A 16,217-nucleotide genomic window follows, 5' to 3' on the forward strand; every position below is an offset into this window, starting at 1 on the left:
CGTACAGCCCTAACGGGTGTACGCTTTTTCATTTGTTGTTGCTTACAAAATAAAGCGGTAAGTGGCCTTGATCAGGAAGGTGTTATCCGGTTTCTGCCCCAGGATCTGGCTATCCAGGTTAGAACCCAGTGATCCCATGGGGTCACCAAAACCGGTGACTCCTTGCGACCACACAAAGAACAGCTCGGAGCCGGGGATATATTCCCATCGTAGGACGAGGTTAGACCGGAACTGCACAAAGGCAAAATCGGGATCGGAGAAAGAGTAATCGGTCTGTCCATCAAGATCCTCATCTACCAAGTAACTACCAGATTCATTTTTAGAAATCTGTGTATCGGTATACAAATTGACGCGCTCAAATAAGTCTTCTGCCACAGGGTTTACCACCCGGTTAAAATTGCGATACTGCCCCCTGGATATAAAAGGCTCCCCATAGAATTGTATACTCAGGTTGGGATTTATACTGTAATTGAAACGTAATGATGTACTGAAGGTTTTCTGGTCAATCTCCCCTAATACATAGCGTGGCTGCCCATTGAAATCTGATGTGGTGACATACTGTGTTTTGTTGGGGTTGTAATTCATAGCGGTAGACATGGAGATATTGAAGGCCGAAAAAGGCTGGTAGCCAAATCTCAGTACATATCTCCTGAACTTAAAATTATCCTGGGTGGCATCACTGTGTACATATCCCATGGTAAAATTAAATTTCTTGCTCTGATCCGACCCAAAGAACAGGAAGCCAAAATTTTCTTCATTGAACCTGTACCTGGGGCCACCCCTGAGCATAGTGTTACTATAAATACGTGGTTTATGCGCACCCCCTATCTCGGTCCACCAGTTGTTGGCCCAACTGATATTCCCGTTCATTTCGTACTGTATACGGTTGTAGTTGCCATCAAAATCATAGGTAGTGTATTGTTCCATCCCCACACGAATCTGACGGTACCAATCTGTTGGTTTTAAGAACAGGCGGTTTACTTCGGCATACTGTATAATCTCATCTGCCTGCCTGAGGAAACCCACATCATTGAGTTCCAGTTCCGGTGACCTCCAGATAAAACCTCCCTGGTAACGCCAGTTACCTCCCCCTGCTTTCCCGGCTTCCAGTTTTCCACCGGTTCCGGATAGCGAAGTACGGTCCGGGTCTACTGAAACATGACCCGCATCACTACGCTGGAATAAATGTGTAATGCTGCGCTGGGTGTTCTCTATTGCCTCCGGGGATCCATTCACCTGGCTCAATACCATATTACCTTCAACATAGTACTGCCTGTCTTTCCAGTTATGCCGAAAATCTATTCCTCCCGTATATGCCGATTCGTGAAGAAAGTCCAGTTCCTCTGTGAGATTACGATTTGTGGCCGTAAACATTCCGCCTATATAAGTATTACGGTTGTTAAAGTCTTTCTGGACCCTTCCCACAATGTAATTCGTCAATGGCTCTACGATCTCTTTCCGCTCTTCACCATCCGTCTCAATAACACGGGCATACATGTTAGCAGTTACACTTTCTAACAAACCAACGGACCATCCATCCTTGGTCTTCCCGGAAAATTTGGCTGCCCCGAGAATGGTAGTATTATTAGGAGCATCGACAAATTCCCCTTCCCCAGAATTGACAAAGCCCTGCGGACTGCGCCCAAGGCGCCTGCTGTAGAATAGGTTATCATTCCCGTTAGCAAATTCAAAATCGAATATATTCTTGTTCTCCACGAAGAACGGACGACGCTCCTGGAAAAAGATCTGGAACCCATCCAGGGCAATCGCCCCCGGATCTGCATCCACCTGACCAAAATCCGGATTCACCGTAAGATCCAGGGTGAGGTCGTTGGTGATACCGATCTTTGCATCCAGACCTACATTAAATGGATAGTCGCTACCATCGCGGAAAGGGTTGCCTTCTTCTGCCGGGTAAGATTCGTACTGGCTAACGGCGAAAGGTTGAATTTCCAGCTGCTTTTGAGGCGCTATATCCTTCAGCCCGCGAAGTAATCCGAATTCACTGGTAAATCCGGCCACATCCCTAGGGATTCGTTGCCAGACGGATCGTTCATTTCCTCGAAAAAGGGTACGGAAAACCTGTAATCCCCACACCTGCTCATTAGCCCTGCCAAATTTCAGCTGGCTGAAAGGAATCTTCATCTCTACCGTATATCCATTTTCATCCACCTGGGCATCTGTATACCAGATCGGGTTCCAGCTATCGTCCCAGTTTCTGCCATTATCAGACATAAACTCCTCTCCTTTAACTCCGGCAGCCGTGGTAGTAAATGAAAATGCTGTTCGCTTATCGTGATAGCTGTCGATCATTACCGTGACCCTATCTCCTTCAAAAGAATCCCGGCGCGATAATCGTCTTTCTATTTTGTCGGGCATGGAGTCATAGCAACGAATAGCGACATAGAGGTACTTATCGTCATAGATCATTTTAAAATCTGTGGGTTGGCCGGGCGGGGTATTCTCTGCAGGTTGCCACTCCACGAAATTTCCATCCCAGTCCGCAAGTTCCCAGACCGGGTCATTCAGGTGCCCGTCTATCTCAGGGGCACTATGATCGATGATCTTGGCTGCATTATAGGTGCGTTGTATCACCTCTTCACTGTCTGGCTGGTACTGCGACCAGCACAAAGAGGTTAGTAAAAGGAAACATCCGACGGTCCATCCGGAAAGGTTCATAACTGGTTAGTTTGTGATTGATGTATTGGAAAGACGCGCAAACTACGGAGACGTTACAGCAATTCCCTTTTTTTTAAAGGATTTTTAACATACTTTTGCAGATGGCCGGGAAATTACCCTCTCCCGTATTCCGGCTTTCACTTTTGTGGAAATAATTGATAAAAAAATAGGGAAACAACGGTTTGTAATTCAACTTAATAGTTGTACATTTGCAGCCCGCTAAACGGGATTGAAGTGTTTAATTTTTAAAAATATAGGTAGTGGATACATTAAGCTACAAGACAGTTTCGGCCAATAAAGCCACAGTAGACAAGCAATGGTTGTTGGTGGATGCCGAAGGACAGACGCTAGGAAGGTTAGCTTCCAAAGTGGCTAAGTTACTCAGGGGAAAACACAAGCCTAATTTCACCCCTCACGTGGATTGTGGTGACAATGTTATCGTGATCAACGCTGAGAAAATACAAATGACTGGGAACAAGTGGACCGAGAAGGTTTACCTGCGTTATACTGGATATCCAGGTGGGCAGCGTTCTGAAACAGCTCAGGAGTTATTAGAAAAGAAGCCTGAAGCGGTTATCGAAAGATCCGTTAAAGGAATGCTTCCTAAGAACAAATTAGGTGCGGAACTTTTCAGGAACCTGAAGGTGTACGCCGGTGACAGACACCAGCAAGAAGCTCAAAAACCAACTGCAATTAATCTAAACGACCTTAAATAATGGACGTGATTCATAAAATCGGAAGAAGAAAGACAGCCGTTGCCCGTGTATACCTTTCTGAAGGTAAAGGTAACATCACTATCAACAAAAAGGATCTTGCGGAATATTTTCCTACTGCTACCCTGCAGTACAAAGTTACTCAGCCTTTTGCCTTAACCGGTACTGATGATACTTTTGACGTAAGGGTAAATGTATTCGGAGGTGGTATTACAGGACAGGCAGAAGCTGTAAGACTTGCCCTTTCTCGTGCACTTTGCGAATTAGACGCAGAGCACAGGGGAGTTCTGAAGCCAGAAGGTCTTTTAACCCGTGACCCGAGAATGGTAGAGCGTAAGAAATTCGGACAGAAGAAAGCTCGTAAGAAATTCCAGTTCTCTAAACGTTAAGAATCAACTTCGCCGGTTTACCGGCGAATTCTTATTTTATATTAATAACCCAAGTTCATTGAAAGTCTACTCCTGGAAAACCGGGAGAGACCTCAAGGCATCCTGATCAGTACATATCCAGCTCCTACCGGAGTTAAAATGCCCTTCAGGATACCCTTAGTTTAGCATCTAAATGCTCAAGGCGTCCCCCGGGATACCACTTGGGCATTGCTAATTCAACGGAACGTAAACTAAGTACATTAAAATGGCTAAAAAAGCTGAAGTAAAAGATTTACTAGAAGCAGGTGTGCATTTCGGCCACCTGACCCGCAAATGGAATCCAAACATGGCTCCTTACATCTACATGGAGCGCAACGGGATTCACGTTATCAACCTTTACAAGACTGTAGCAAAGCTGGACGAGGCTAATGAGGCCCTCAGGAAGATCGCTGCTTCTGGCAGAAAGATCCTTTTTGTCGCTACCAAGAAACAAGCTAAGGACATCGTTGCCGATAAGGTAGCAGAAGTGAACATGCCGTACATCACTGAAAGGTGGCCCGGTGGAATGCTGACTAACTTCGTTACTATCCGTAAGGCAGTAAAGAAGATGGCTTCTATTGACCGCATGAAAAAAGACGGGACTTTTAACACCCTTTCTAAGAAAGAGCGTCTACAGGTAGACCGTCTGCGTGCTAAACTGGAAAAGAACTTAGGATCTATCGCAGATATGACCCGTTTGCCAGGAGCATTGTTCATCGTAGATACTATGCGTGAGCACATTGCTGTTAAGGAAGCTCAGAAATTGAACATCCCGATCTTCGCAATGGTAGATACCAACTCTGACCCACGAGCAATTGATTACGTTATTCCGGCAAACGATGATGCTTCCAAGTCTATCGAAGTGATCATGAGCGAAGTTACCAAAGCAGTAGCAGAGGGACTTGCCGAGAGAAAATCTGATAAGCAGGGAGATAACGAAGGAGATGATAACGAGCAAACAAAAGCCGCTACTCCTAAGAAAAAGAAAGTAGTTACTGAAGCTCCTGCAGTTGCCAAGACTGACAAGGAACCGGAAGCTGCCAAGAGAACTAAGACTATCGAAGAAGCCCCTGTAGTTGAGGAGAAAGCTAAAAAAGAAAAGAAGGAAGCTGCTAAAGCCGACGATCTTACCAAGATTGAAGGTATCGGACCAAAAGCTGCAGAAGCTCTTGTTAATGCCGGGATCAGTAGCTACGCTAAATTAGCAGAGTCCAACGCAGATTCTGTAAAGGAGATCCTTACCGAAGCCAGTTCTAACCTTGCCCACCTTGATCCAGGATCCTGGGCTAAGCAAGCTAAAATGGCTGCAGATGGTCAGTGGGACGAGCTTAAAGAATGGCAAGACCAAGCCAAAGGTGGCGTTGAGTAAATCATAGACTAGACTATATTTTTTATATAACAGGGGTTACTAAAAACCTCCACTAAAAGAACAACAGATGATGGTAAAAGTTACCGCTTCAGAAGTTAATAAATTGAGGAAAACTACCGGTGCAGGCATGATGGATTGCAAGAATGCATTGGTAGAAGCAGAAGGTGATTTTGATAAAGCGATTGAGATCCTTCGTAAGAAAGGACAGAAAGTTGCTGCCAAGAGAGCAGATCGCGAATCTTCAGAAGGTGCAGCTATTGCTAAGGTAAATGGTGAGAACACTAAGGGGATTATTATCTCCCTGAACTGTGAAACAGATTTCGTTGCCAAGAATGATTCTTTCGTTACATTGGCTAACGATCTTGCTGATCTTGCTTTATCCTATGACAACAAAGAGGCATTCCTGGAAGCAGATTTCAATGGGATGACTGTTCAGGATAAACTGACAGAGCAGACCGGCGTAATTGGTGAAAAGATCGAGATTGGAAGTTTCAGGACTCTTGAAGCTCCATTCGTAGGATCTTATATCCATGCAGGGAATAAGATTGCTACATTGGTCGGACTTTCGGCTGATGTTGATGGTGCCGCCGATGCTGCCAAGGATGTCGCAATGCAAGCTGCTGCAATGAACCCGGTTGCCCTTGATCAAGATGGCGTAGACCAGGAGACTATTGCCAAAGAAATTGAGATCGCTAAAGATCAGTTAAGGCAAGAAGGAAAACCAGAAGAAATGCTCGATAAGATTGCCCAAGGTAAATTGGGACGTTTCTTCAAGGACAACACCCTGGTAAACCAGGATTTCATCAAGGACAACAAAATGAGCGTTGCTCAGTACGTGAAGTCTGTAAATGCAGATCTTAAAGTTACCGGATTTGAAAGGGTTGCCCTGGGATAATCTTCCTGTAAGGAACTATACACAAGGCCATTAATCCAACGATTAATGGCCTTTTTTAATTCAGGTCATCGTCTTCCAGGCTAAACAGTTCATTCACCGTTTTTCCGAAAACCCCGGACAAACGCAGTGCTAACACCGTGGAGGGACCATACTTACCCAATTCTATGGCATTAATGGTCTGCCTGCTCACCCCTACCCTTACCGCCAGGTCGGCCTGCGTCATTTTTAAGCGCGCACGTTCCACTTTAAGACTATTCTGCATAGGAGAGTGATTTTTTCAACAGGCGGAGATCCCAGTGGAATTTAAGTATGAATAACCATAACACGGTAAACATATTAAATAGCATGACCCAGAAAAAACCAAAATCATAGACAAAGATAAAGCCCAGTATCAGGATTATGTAATTGCCATAGGTAGCCCATACCAAGGCTTCTAAACGGATCTTCTGTATCAATTCATCCTCCTGCTGCTCTTTAGAAAAGGCCACCAACAGTCCCCCTATGATAACCAGGAGACCACAAATCTCGTTCAGCAAGTTGTTATCGAGGTATCCCCGCACAAAACCCTCCCCGCTGTAATCCGTTATAAACGGACCATACATCTCCACATCAAAGAGCGCAGGCTCCCAATCATTGAGGACGGTAAACAATCCTAACAAGGCGGCAGGGATCAATATCATCCAGCCGACTTTCTTCCAACGCGATTCAAATAAATACCTGGTTTTCATTACTTTACTTTTTATAAATGTAAAGTATATTTTACATTTAGTCAAGTATTTTTTACATAATCGGATGAGAGCATAAAAAAAACAGCCCGGAAATGGCTGCCTTTTTATTTGGTGGTCAAAACGAATCAGTTCTTCATCCAGGCTTCACGAAGTGCCAGTTCTTCGGCGCTGGCATCTTCAGCTGCCACTATTTTTTCTGATTTTACCATGGGTGTACCGGCAAGTCCCTTCAACTCTATTTGCTCTCCATCGCGCGTAATGGTCATGCTTATTTCCTTATCGGCATTCCATCCAAAGCTTTCCCCGATGATAGGTCTTATACTTTCTAAGGACACTGGGGTTCCGTTTATTTCTTCGATCACATCACCTCCCTGCAGCCCTAGATTGTTCATAAAACTATTCAGGGTGATGCCCTTCCTAACAAAGATGGCATCATCGTTCTTCTGGTCCACATCTATATAAGGGATCTGTCCCTGCAGAAAATAACCACTTTCTTCCTGGACGGTAACCAAAGACAACCCTACTTTAGATAAGAATTCTTCATAATTAATAGGAGTATCGCCGATAACGTAAGTATTGAAAAACTCCCCTATTTCCGGGTAGGTCATTTCAACGATCTCCTCGATGAGTGTATCATCCTTGAAAGGGGTATTATTCCCATAGTTATCGGAAAGCGTCTTCATAAGCCAAAGCACACCTTTTTCTCCCCCGCTGAGTTCTCTTAGCAGTATGTCCAGGGACATATTGATCAAAGCCCCTTTCTCGTAAACATTGGCGTAATTTTCTTTATAGGGAGACTCCAGGATGTTCTCACTCATAACTGTAAAGGACATCGCATCGTCATACGAGCGTGAATTACCAATCTTATCCACCAGTCGCTGGTAAAACTCCTCTTCCTGTATCAAGCCCTGGTTAATCTGGAAGAGATTGGCAAAATATTCGGTGGTACCTTCATACATCCACAGGTGCTTTGACATTACCGGAGCATTGAAATCAAAAAACTGAATTTCCTCAGAATGCACATTCAGCGGGGTTACGATATGAAAGAATTCGTGCGAAACAACATCGACCATGGCTTGTTCAAGGTTCTCTTTCGGCATTTGTTCCGGGAGTACAACCACGGTAGAAGTATGATGTTCAAGGGCACCGAAACCACTGGGATCTGTAGGCCCCATGGGCGATAGATGCAATAGTATATTGTATTCCTCTGTCCCGTCTATAGGTCCTAAAAATGCCTTTTGGGCACCCATCATTTCTTTCATGCGCTCCTCAAGGGATACCGCGTCATAAGTGCCATTAGGGGAATACACCGCAAGGTTCACCGTAATTCCCTGAACCTGGAAACTGATATTATTAGGCTTGGCATACATGATGGGATTGTCTATAACTTCGAAATAGCGTGCTGCCAGGAAAGTATCTTGTCCTCCCGTGCTTTCCGTATTTTTACGCTTTAGCGAGGTGGTCGCTACCAGTCCTGACGAAACTGTTATATCCACTTGATACGGAACTTCCTTAAACCCGTCAAAATATCCCACGAAGCCGTGTAAGTTCAACATGTAGGTATTTCCTTTATCGATGTTGGTCCCTGCCGGAGAAAATACCGCGTTCTCTGTTTCTGATTCCGTATCGTAGGTATCGTTCACCCAGTATACCACTTTATCCAGGTCTTTTGCCCCACTGATCTTCCAGCTGTTCTCGTCTGCCTGGATCACAGGCATTTCATTTCCCTTGTAATCAATAGCTTTTAAAGCTTCTACATATTGCCCATAATCGTCAACACTATAGGTGCCGGGGACGGTCTTAGGAATATAAAAGGTTACATTGTCTGCCGAGAAAGCGCCCGGATCCACGGTCACACTCACTTTGTCATTTTCAATATTCACCAGGTCCAATGTTGCTACTATCGGAGATGATGATGCACTGCTCAAAGATTTAGATGCTCCGCAACCGCTTATTATAAGGCAGGACAGGAGCAGGTAATATATAGATAGTCTTTTCATCTGATTATAGGATTAATAGCACAAGATTATTAAATAATTTCGGCTTGCCAGCTTTCCTTCGAAATAAATTTCGTTTAAACCCTATCAATTTCAGAGGTCATGACCATAAATTATTTTACTATTTTTGTGCGGATCTAAATACCAAAATTCACATGCCTTACAAAAGAATACTCTTAAAACTCAGTGGCGAAGCTTTAATGGGTGAAAAACAATACGGCATAGACCCCAAAAGACTCGGGGAATATGCAGATGAGATTAAAGCAGTTGTTGAGAAAGGGGTAGAAGTAGCCATAGTCATTGGCGGAGGCAACATTTTCCGTGGACTGGCAGGGGCAAGTTATGGAATGGACCGGGTCCAGGGAGATCATATGGGGATGCTGGCAACCGTGATCAACGGATTAGCGTTGCAGGCAGCATTGGAGGACAAGGGAATGCAGACCCGTTTACAATCGGCCATAAAGATCAACGAAGTTGCGGAGCCTTTTATTCGCAGGAGAGCGATTCGTCACTTAGAAAAAGGGCGTGTTGTCATCTTCGGGGGAGGAACAGGGAACCCATACTTCACCACGGATTCTGCCGCTGTGTTGAGAGCGATAGAAATAGAAGCCGATGTCATCCTGAAAGGTACCCGAGTAGACGGGATTTATACCAGCGACCCGGAAAAAGACAAGACAGCCACTAAGTTTGACACCCTGTCTTTTAATGAGGTGCTGAAAAAGGGGCTCAAGGTAATGGATACCACGGCATTTACCTTAAGCCAGGAAAACGAATTACCGATCGTGGTTTTTGACATGAATAAGAAAGGAAACCTGATGAAGATCGTTTCCGGTGAAAATATCGGTACTGTAGTCAACCTTTAACCCATACGATTAACCCTGCTTGAAAACAGTGAGGAGTATTCCTATATTTGTCAGTATAACGAGAATCGACCAAGAATAAAATCAATCGCCATTACCATTAATAATACGATATGAACGAGGATGTAAAATTTATATTGGATAGTGCAGAAGAGAGTATGCAGGGAGCTATCGCACATTTATTAAAGGAATTTGTTAAGATCAGGGCCGGAAAAGCCAGTCCGTCCATGTTATCCTCGGTGATGGTCGAGTATTACGGCAACATGACACCTCTTTCCCAGGTCTCTAACATCAATACGCCTGATGGACGAACTATATCGGTACAACCTTGGGAGAAGAACCTGCTGCAGGAAATTGAAAAAAGCATCATGAACGCCAACCTGGGCTTTAACCCGATGAATAATGGCGATCTTATTATCATAAATGTACCCCCACTGACCGAAGAGCGCAGGGTACAACTGGTTAAACAGGCCAAGGCGGAAGCTGAAGATGCAAAGGTTAGTATCCGGAACGCCAGGCAAGATGCCAATAAGGAACTGCGCGACCTGGATATCTCTGAAGATCTTCTTAAAAATGCCGAAGCAGATGTACAGGAACTGACAGATACTTACAGTAAAAAGGTAGAATCCACCCTTGCGACCAAAGAGGCAGAGATCATGAAGGTCTGATCCACCGCACCTGGATCACTGCTCTAAGCTATACCATTCTATATCCTTTAAAACCTGCCTGCGACCCTTAGTACTAACCGGGTATTCGCGGGTAAGGTATTGTATGACCACTTCCTGGTCATCACCAAGGTCCCATAAGTTCTGGGTCTCCTGCATCCAGTGAATTGTCGATTCCCATCCGGCTGCATCCATACGGTTCTGGATGACGAGTTTCGCAGAATGACAGGGAGTACAATGCCGGATTACCGCATCCATGCCTTCTCCTGCCTTTAAACCGGTTCGAAGGTGGATCCCGTCCTCTATTCTTTCAGGATCAGTTGCGATTTCAGTGCTTACCGTGGATTCGGTTTCTTCAGGGGTCTCCATCATGAGATAAGTGACTATACCCAATAAGGCTGTGATCACTATAGCGCTAAGGAGCATTATACTGCTGTATGGCCTGGTATTTCTTTTCTTAAATTGTTGGTTTTTCATCTATGCGACTTTAACGGCAATACGATGGCAGGCATTATTGAGATACCCTTTGGGGTTCCATCCCGGCAATACCATAGGTTGTGAAATTCCCCTGCTATCGGTCGCCCGTGCCCATATTTCAAAATATCCTTTCCCCGGGAAATCAACGATGGCTTTAAACTGCTGCCAGCCGAGGCGATTAAGCGGCTTATCCAGGGTACAGTCCTGCCATGTGGCGCCAAAATCGATGGAGTAAGATACCTTATCTACTTCCAGTTCACCTGCCCATGCATGCCCCTTAATCCGCAAATTTTTCCCTGCTTCCAGGATGGCCCCTGAACGTGGATTGGTGATTAATGATTTAATCGGCATGGATTCTATGATGCACATGTCCTCGGCAGACACTTCAGTGCCCGGAGCTACCGGCCGGCAAGGTACCCGGTATGATGGAGATTCCATTTTGGGCCCATCGTGCACCTTGTTCCGGACACTGATCCCCTTGAGCCATTTCCCCGAAACGGATGCAGGCCATCCCCCGGCAACCAGTCGCAGAGGAAAACCATGGATTATAGGAATGGGTTTCCCGTTCATTTCAAATGCCAGCAGGGTTTCTTGCTGTAAGGCTTTGGCGATGGGAATTCCCCTGGAAATAACTTCCTTCCGCGGGTCCCCACTGAGGTGAATATCTGCGGCGTGATACCCGATATAAACAGCATCTTCCTTGAGCCCCACTTCCCTGAGTACATCCCTCAGCCGAACCCCTGTCCATTTTGCGCAGCTGACCGCTCCAACCGTCCATTGGTTTCCTTTAGCTGGTGGGTCAAATTCGCTCCGCCCATTACCCCCGCATTCCAGGGTGAGGTGATACGTATGATGTGTAAATTGCTCCTTTAGCTCTTCCAGCGTAAAGCTCCTGGCTTGCCTGACCGATTCGCCATTGATAAGAAGGCTCCAGCTACCAGCATCTAGTTCCCCGGGAACCTTACCGTTATTCCGGACGAACATAAATTGCTCCGGGGTGACATGATCATCCAGGAGGTGTGCCTTAGCCTCGATATTGATCGGTCGGTCATTCAACAAGACCATATCCCGGTCTTTATGGTATAAGGAAAAGAGGTCGGGATCCTGTTCAATGATCAGCTGATAGCCCGAAGGGATTTCAGCTCCGTAAAATACCTCTGCCCCGATGGCAGCACTCAGGGCCGCCAGGGTTGTTCTAGATAGAAAGCCACGTCTGTTCATAGGTTGTCATCGGAAGTAGTTCCTAAATTACATAAAAAATCACAGGAGGCGATCTCAATAAGGAGTTAGGATCCACAGCTAATATAAAGACATGTATTAGGAACAGAACGCTGCGTTTTCTACCTTTGCCGCTGAAAATTAACAGCGCATCGCAATCACCGGGTTCCTCACCCGATCAAGCGCAGTACCGGGAAGTTAACGGATCATCCGCATCCTTGAAGACGCTTGCGATGCAACGTAAAACCAAATATGGGAGCAAAGCTTACGCAAGGCATATGGGCCAAAATTGCCAGGATCATCCTGAGGAATCGCATCCTGATCCTTCTGGCCATTGCCGCTGCTACGGTTTTTATGGGGTTCCAATGGCAACACATGCGTTTTTCCAATTCGGAAGCCAACTTACTGCCCGATGATCATCCCATTAATTTGGAATACCAGCAATTTGTAAAACGATTCGGAGAGGAAGGGAATGCCATTGTACTTGCGGTACGTGATTCTGCCCTCTTTGAGCCTGCCAACTTCAGGATGTGGAACACCATGAGCAAGCAGCTCGACGCTTTCCCTGAAGTCGATTTCGTGATCTCTACAGACAACCTGCAACAATTGGTGCGGGACCAGGAGAAAAATGAATTTGTACTGAAACCATTCCTGGAGCGCCCCCCGGAATCCAGGAAGGAAGTAGACAGTCTTGCGAACCAGTTATTCAATAACCTGCCATTTTATGACAACCTTCTATTTAACAAGGACAGCAGGACCATCCGGACCGTGGTATACATGGACAAGGATATTATTAACACCTCTGTTCGAAAGGACTTCGTCTTAAAAGATCTCACCAACCTTGTCAATGATTTTGAAGCAGAGACAGGGCTAAATGTACGTGTCTCCGGTATGCCTTACATCCGGACTATGAGCTCACAGAGCATTATAGACGAAATTGGAAAGTTCATCTTTGCCGCCCTGGCAGTGACCTCTCTCATTTTCTTCTTCTTTTTCAGGAGTATCCGGGCCACGGTGATCTCTATAGTAGTGGTCATCATCGGGGTAATGTGGGCTTTTGGTACCCTTGGATTATTACAGTACGAGATCACGGTACTTACGGCACTGATACCTCCGCTGATCATCGTAATAGGTATCCCCAACTGCATCTTCCTGATCAATAAATATCAGCAGGAAGTGAAAAAACACGGCAACCAGGCATTATCCCTGCAACGGGTAATCTCTAAGATTGGAAATGCTACCCTGATGACCAATGTCACCACTGCTTCGGGATTTGCCACCTTTATCATCACCGATAGCACGCTGTTGAAGGAATTCGGAATCGTGGCATCGATCAACATCCTCTGCATTTTCATCCTGTCACTCCTGATCATCCCGATTATCTACAGTTTCATGTCCCTGCCTAAGACCAAGCACCTGAAACATCTTAACAAAAAATGGATAGACACTTTTGTCAATTGGATGGAGCGCATTGTACGCGAAAGAAGGATCGCCGTCTACCTGGTGTCTATAGCCGCACTGGTGGTGAGCATCATCGGGATCTATCAAATCAATATATCCGGGAGTCCAATAGAAGATATGCCTAAAAAGGCTGAATTCTTTAAAGATATCCGATTCTTTGAAGCCGAGTTCGACGGGATCATGCCCCTTGAGATCGTGGTCAATACCCAGCGAGAAAAAGGCGTAATGAAACCGGCTACACTTAAACGGATGGAGCGGTTGAGTGAGGTGATCCGTGAAACTCCCGAGCTCTCAGAGCCGGTTTCCATGGTGAACCTAGTCAAATATTCCAAGCAGGCATTTTACAACGGTATTCCTAAATATTACCAATTACCAACTTCCCAGGAGAATACCTTTATCATGGATGTGGCCAAGAACTCGCGTGGCAATGGGAACCTGCTCTCTACTTTTGTAGACAGCACCGGGCAATACGCCAGGATAACCACCTACATACAGGATGTGAAAACAGACCGTATGGAAGCTATTGAGCAGGAGTTGGTAGAGAATATAGAGAAGATCTTCCCCGAAGATCGATACGAAGTGAGTTTAACAGGGAAGGCCCTGTTATTTCTCAAAGGCACCAAATACCTGGTAAAAAACCTGATCATGTCCCTGGCCCTGGCTATCGTGCTTATCTCCTTGTTTATCGCCTACTTGTTCCGCTCTTTCCGGATGGTGGTCATATCCCTGGTCCCCAACCTACTCCCGCTGGTAATCACGGCAGGGGTCATGGGTTATGTTGGCGTCCCTATTAAACCTTCTACCATACTGGTTTTCAGCGTGGCATTCGGAATTTCTGTTGATGATACCATTCATTTCCTGGCCAAGTACCGGCAGGAGCTCATAGCCAACCGCTGGCGTATACAGAAATCCGTTTACGCGGCACTAAGAGAAACCGGGGTGAGTATGTTTTATACCTCCATAGTGCTGTTCTTCGGCTTTTCGGTATTTATCATTTCCAGCTTTGGCGGCACGGTAGCTTTAGGAGCACTGGTTTCGGCAACCTTGTTATTCGCTATGCTTGCCAACCTTATCCTGCTTCCTTCCCTCCTGCTTTCCCTGGAGCGCAGCATTGCCAACAAAGAAGTACTTAAAAAACCGCAGATAGACATCCTTCCCAAGGAAGAGATCAATAAGAGGCCCAAACAGAAATGATCTCTGGTATTAAGGTCAGAATTCTACGGTAAACATCTCCCATAATTTTAGCAATCGATTATCTTTGCCTTTCATATTTAGAAGCGAATACCCATGAACGAATTTAGTGTTAAGCAGTTACTCACCCAGCAACCATTATCGCAACCCGTAACCGTGAAAGGTTGGGTACGTACTTTCAGAAGTAACCGCTTTATCGCCCTTAATGACGGCTCTACTATAGACAACATCCAATGCGTGGTAGATTTCGAGAAACTCGATGAATCCCTACTTAGAAAAATCAACACCGGGGCAGCCTTGGAAATTTCAGGGACCTTGGTAGAAAGCCAGGGCCGGGGACAGAGTGTGGAGATTCAGGCTGAGCAGCTTATTGTACATGGCACTGCAGATCCTGAAACCTACCCTATACAGCCCAAAAAGCATTCGCTCGAATTCCTCAGGGAAAAAGCGCATTTACGGGTAAGAACAAGTACTTTTTCTGCAGTGATGAGGGTTAGATCGGCCTTATCTTTCGCTATTCACGAGTACTTCCAGAAAAATGGCTTCTATTACATGCACGCCCCGATTATCACCGGATCCGATGCGGAAGGTGCGGGTGAAATGTTCAGGGTTTCTACCCTGGACCCGATCAATCCACCCAAGGATGAAGAGGGAAAGGTCAATTACAAGGAAGATTTCTTCGGGAAAGAAACCAACCTCACCGTATCAGGGCAGCTCGAAGCTGAAGCATATGCCATGGGGCTTGGAAAAGTCTATACCTTTGGACCAACCTTCAGAGCAGAGAATTCTAACACCTCCAGGCACCTGGCCGAATTCTGGATGATAGAACCCGAAATGGCATTCTATGACCTTGATGATAACATGGACCTGGCCGAAGATTTCATCAAATACGTATTGCGCTATATCCTGGAGAACTGCCAGCAGGACTTGCAATTCCTCGAGAAACGCTTACTTGATGAAGAAAAGACGAAACCACAGAATGAGCGCAGTGATATGCCGCTACTGGAAAAACTCCGTTTTATCGTAGATAATAACTTTGTTCGTGTAAGTTATACGGAAGCCATAGATATCCTGAAGAACAGTACCCCGAATAAAAAGAAAAAATTCCAATATCCTATAGAAGAATGGGGCGCGGATCTGCAGAGCGAGCACGAGCGTTACCTGGTTGAGAAGCATTTTAAATGCCCGGTCATTTTGTTTGATTACCCCGCCAAGATCAAAGCGTTCTATATGAGGCTTAACGAAGATGGGAAGACTGTAAGGGCGATGGACATCCTATTCCCGGGTATTGGTGAGATCGTTGGAGGATCGCAGCGTGAAGAGCGCCTGGATGTACTTAGGTCCAAAATTGAAGCATTAGGTATTGATGAAGAGGAACTCTGGTGGTATATGGATCTGAGGAAATTTGGAACTGCAGTTCACAGTGGTTTTGGACTAGGTTTTGAACGTCTTGTACTCTTTGCTACAGGGATGGGTAATATTCGTGATGTAATCCCGTTTCCAAGAACCCCACAGAATGCCGAATTCTGATATGAATTCTTTAAATTTATAACAGTC

At 45.5% G+C, this 16,217-nt stretch carries 14 protein-coding genes; 8 read left to right on the plus strand and 6 right to left on the minus strand.

Going from position 1 to position 16,217, the window contains the following annotated elements; all coding sequences use genetic code 11:
* Positions 1-42: 42 nt before the first annotated feature.
* Positions 43-2,679, minus strand: coding sequence for a DUF5916 domain-containing protein (locus PP178_RS01430; protein ID WP_272592525.1), 2,637 nt, complete (start codon positions 2,677-2,679; stop codon positions 43-45).
* A 260-nt stretch (positions 2,680-2,939) separates the two neighbouring features.
* Between PP178_RS01430 and rplM the strand changes: the two genes are divergently transcribed.
* From rplM to tsf, 4 genes are all read left to right on the plus strand, one after another.
* Positions 2,940-3,395, plus strand: a complete 456-nt coding sequence (gene rplM, locus PP178_RS01435) for a 50S ribosomal protein L13 (protein WP_272592526.1) — start codon at positions 2,940-2,942, stop codon at positions 3,393-3,395.
* Positions 3,395-3,781: a 30S ribosomal protein S9 gene (rpsI, locus tag PP178_RS01440; RefSeq protein WP_272592527.1), complete on the plus strand. Its 387-nt coding sequence runs from the start codon at positions 3,395-3,397 to the stop codon at positions 3,779-3,781. Before rplM ends, rpsI begins: the two co-directional genes overlap by 1 nt.
* Positions 3,782-4,025: 244 nt before the next feature.
* Entirely contained in the window at positions 4,026-5,168 is a 1,143-nt protein-coding gene (gene rpsB, locus PP178_RS01445) for a 30S ribosomal protein S2 (RefSeq protein ID WP_272592528.1), read from the plus strand.
* Positions 5,169-5,238: 70 nt separating this feature from the next.
* Complete coding sequence (tsf, locus tag PP178_RS01450) at positions 5,239-6,063, plus strand: translation elongation factor Ts (RefSeq protein ID WP_272593605.1); 825 nt, start codon at positions 5,239-5,241, stop codon at positions 6,061-6,063.
* A 55-nt stretch (positions 6,064-6,118) separates the two neighbouring features.
* Here tsf and PP178_RS01455 read toward each other — a convergent pair whose 3' ends face one another.
* The 3 genes from PP178_RS01455 to PP178_RS01465 form a co-directional block, all read right to left on the minus strand.
* The gene (locus PP178_RS01455; RefSeq protein WP_272592529.1) at positions 6,119-6,325 is read right to left on the minus strand and encodes a helix-turn-helix transcriptional regulator; all 207 of its coding nucleotides are present in this window, start codon (positions 6,323-6,325) and stop codon (positions 6,119-6,121) included.
* Positions 6,315-6,791: a hypothetical protein gene (locus PP178_RS01460; RefSeq protein ID WP_272592530.1), complete on the minus strand. Its 477-nt coding sequence runs from the start codon at positions 6,789-6,791 to the stop codon at positions 6,315-6,317. The genes PP178_RS01455 and PP178_RS01460 overlap by 11 nt, the downstream gene beginning before the upstream one ends.
* Positions 6,792-6,916: 125 nt before the next feature.
* Positions 6,917-8,791 (minus strand): M61 family metallopeptidase, encoded by a 1,875-nt coding sequence (locus PP178_RS01465; protein WP_272592531.1) that lies wholly within the window; start codon positions 8,789-8,791, stop codon positions 6,917-6,919.
* A gap of 152 nt (positions 8,792-8,943) precedes the next feature.
* Here PP178_RS01465 and pyrH point away from each other — a divergent pair, with 152 nt between their 5' ends.
* A complete protein-coding gene (gene pyrH / locus PP178_RS01470) occupies positions 8,944-9,651 on the plus strand; it encodes a UMP kinase (RefSeq protein WP_272592532.1) in 708 nt (235 codons plus the stop codon).
* Positions 9,652-9,761: 110 nt separating this feature from the next.
* Positions 9,762-10,316, plus strand: coding sequence for a ribosome recycling factor (gene frr / locus PP178_RS01475; protein WP_272592534.1), 555 nt, complete (start codon positions 9,762-9,764; stop codon positions 10,314-10,316).
* Positions 10,317-10,331: 15 nt separating this feature from the next.
* On the opposite strand, the gene PP178_RS01480 is transcribed toward frr, so the two are convergent.
* Together PP178_RS01480 and PP178_RS01485 are read right to left on the minus strand one after the other, a co-directional pair.
* Positions 10,332-10,790, minus strand: a complete 459-nt coding sequence (locus PP178_RS01480) for a monoheme cytochrome C (protein WP_272592535.1) — start codon at positions 10,788-10,790, stop codon at positions 10,332-10,334.
* On the minus strand, positions 10,791-12,011 hold the full coding sequence (locus PP178_RS01485; RefSeq protein WP_272592536.1) for a sulfite oxidase: 1,221 nt from the start codon (positions 12,009-12,011) through the stop codon (positions 10,791-10,793).
* 249 nt (positions 12,012-12,260) lie between these two features.
* Between PP178_RS01485 and PP178_RS01490 the strand changes: the two genes are divergently transcribed.
* Entirely contained in the window at positions 12,261-14,663 is a 2,403-nt protein-coding gene (locus PP178_RS01490) for an efflux RND transporter permease subunit (RefSeq protein ID WP_272592537.1), read from the plus strand.
* Positions 14,664-14,756: 93 nt separating this feature from the next.
* Positions 14,757-16,190, plus strand: coding sequence for an asparagine--tRNA ligase (asnS, locus tag PP178_RS01495; protein WP_272592538.1), 1,434 nt, complete (start codon positions 14,757-14,759; stop codon positions 16,188-16,190).
* The last annotated feature ends 27 nt before the right edge of the window (positions 16,191-16,217 follow it).

It is taken from the genome of Zeaxanthinibacter sp. PT1, assembly GCF_028464225.1.
Taxonomy (GTDB): domain Bacteria; phylum Bacteroidota; class Bacteroidia; order Flavobacteriales; family Flavobacteriaceae; genus Zeaxanthinibacter.

What these genes read in the sequence shown, in the direction of transcription:
- PP178_RS01430 (WP_272592525.1), bottom strand. Translation starts at nt 2,679, where the DNA reads ATGAACCTTTCCGGATGGACCGTCGGATGTTTCCTTTTACTAACCTCT.
- rpsI (WP_272592527.1), top strand. Translation starts at nt 3,395, where the DNA reads ATGGACGTGATTCATAAAATCGGAAGAAGAAAGACAGCCGTTGCCCGT.
- rpsB (WP_272592528.1), top strand. Translation starts at nt 4,026, where the DNA reads ATGGCTAAAAAAGCTGAAGTAAAAGATTTACTAGAAGCAGGTGTGCAT.
- tsf (WP_272593605.1), top strand. Translation starts at nt 5,239, where the DNA reads ATGGTAAAAGTTACCGCTTCAGAAGTTAATAAATTGAGGAAAACTACC.
- PP178_RS01455 (WP_272592529.1), bottom strand. Translation starts at nt 6,325, where the DNA reads ATGCAGAATAGTCTTAAAGTGGAACGTGCGCGCTTAAAAATGACGCAG.
- PP178_RS01460 (WP_272592530.1), bottom strand. Translation starts at nt 6,791, where the DNA reads ATGAAAACCAGGTATTTATTTGAATCGCGTTGGAAGAAAGTCGGCTGG.
- PP178_RS01465 (WP_272592531.1), bottom strand. Translation starts at nt 8,791, where the DNA reads ATGAAAAGACTATCTATATATTACCTGCTCCTGTCCTGCCTTATAATA.
- pyrH (WP_272592532.1), top strand. Translation starts at nt 8,944, where the DNA reads ATGCCTTACAAAAGAATACTCTTAAAACTCAGTGGCGAAGCTTTAATG.
- frr (WP_272592534.1), top strand. Translation starts at nt 9,762, where the DNA reads ATGAACGAGGATGTAAAATTTATATTGGATAGTGCAGAAGAGAGTATG.
- PP178_RS01480 (WP_272592535.1), bottom strand. Translation starts at nt 10,790, where the DNA reads ATGAAAAACCAACAATTTAAGAAAAGAAATACCAGGCCATACAGCAGT.
- PP178_RS01485 (WP_272592536.1), bottom strand. Translation starts at nt 12,011, where the DNA reads ATGAACAGACGTGGCTTTCTATCTAGAACAACCCTGGCGGCCCTGAGT.
- PP178_RS01490 (WP_272592537.1), top strand. Translation starts at nt 12,261, where the DNA reads ATGGGAGCAAAGCTTACGCAAGGCATATGGGCCAAAATTGCCAGGATC.
- asnS (WP_272592538.1), top strand. Translation starts at nt 14,757, where the DNA reads ATGAACGAATTTAGTGTTAAGCAGTTACTCACCCAGCAACCATTATCG.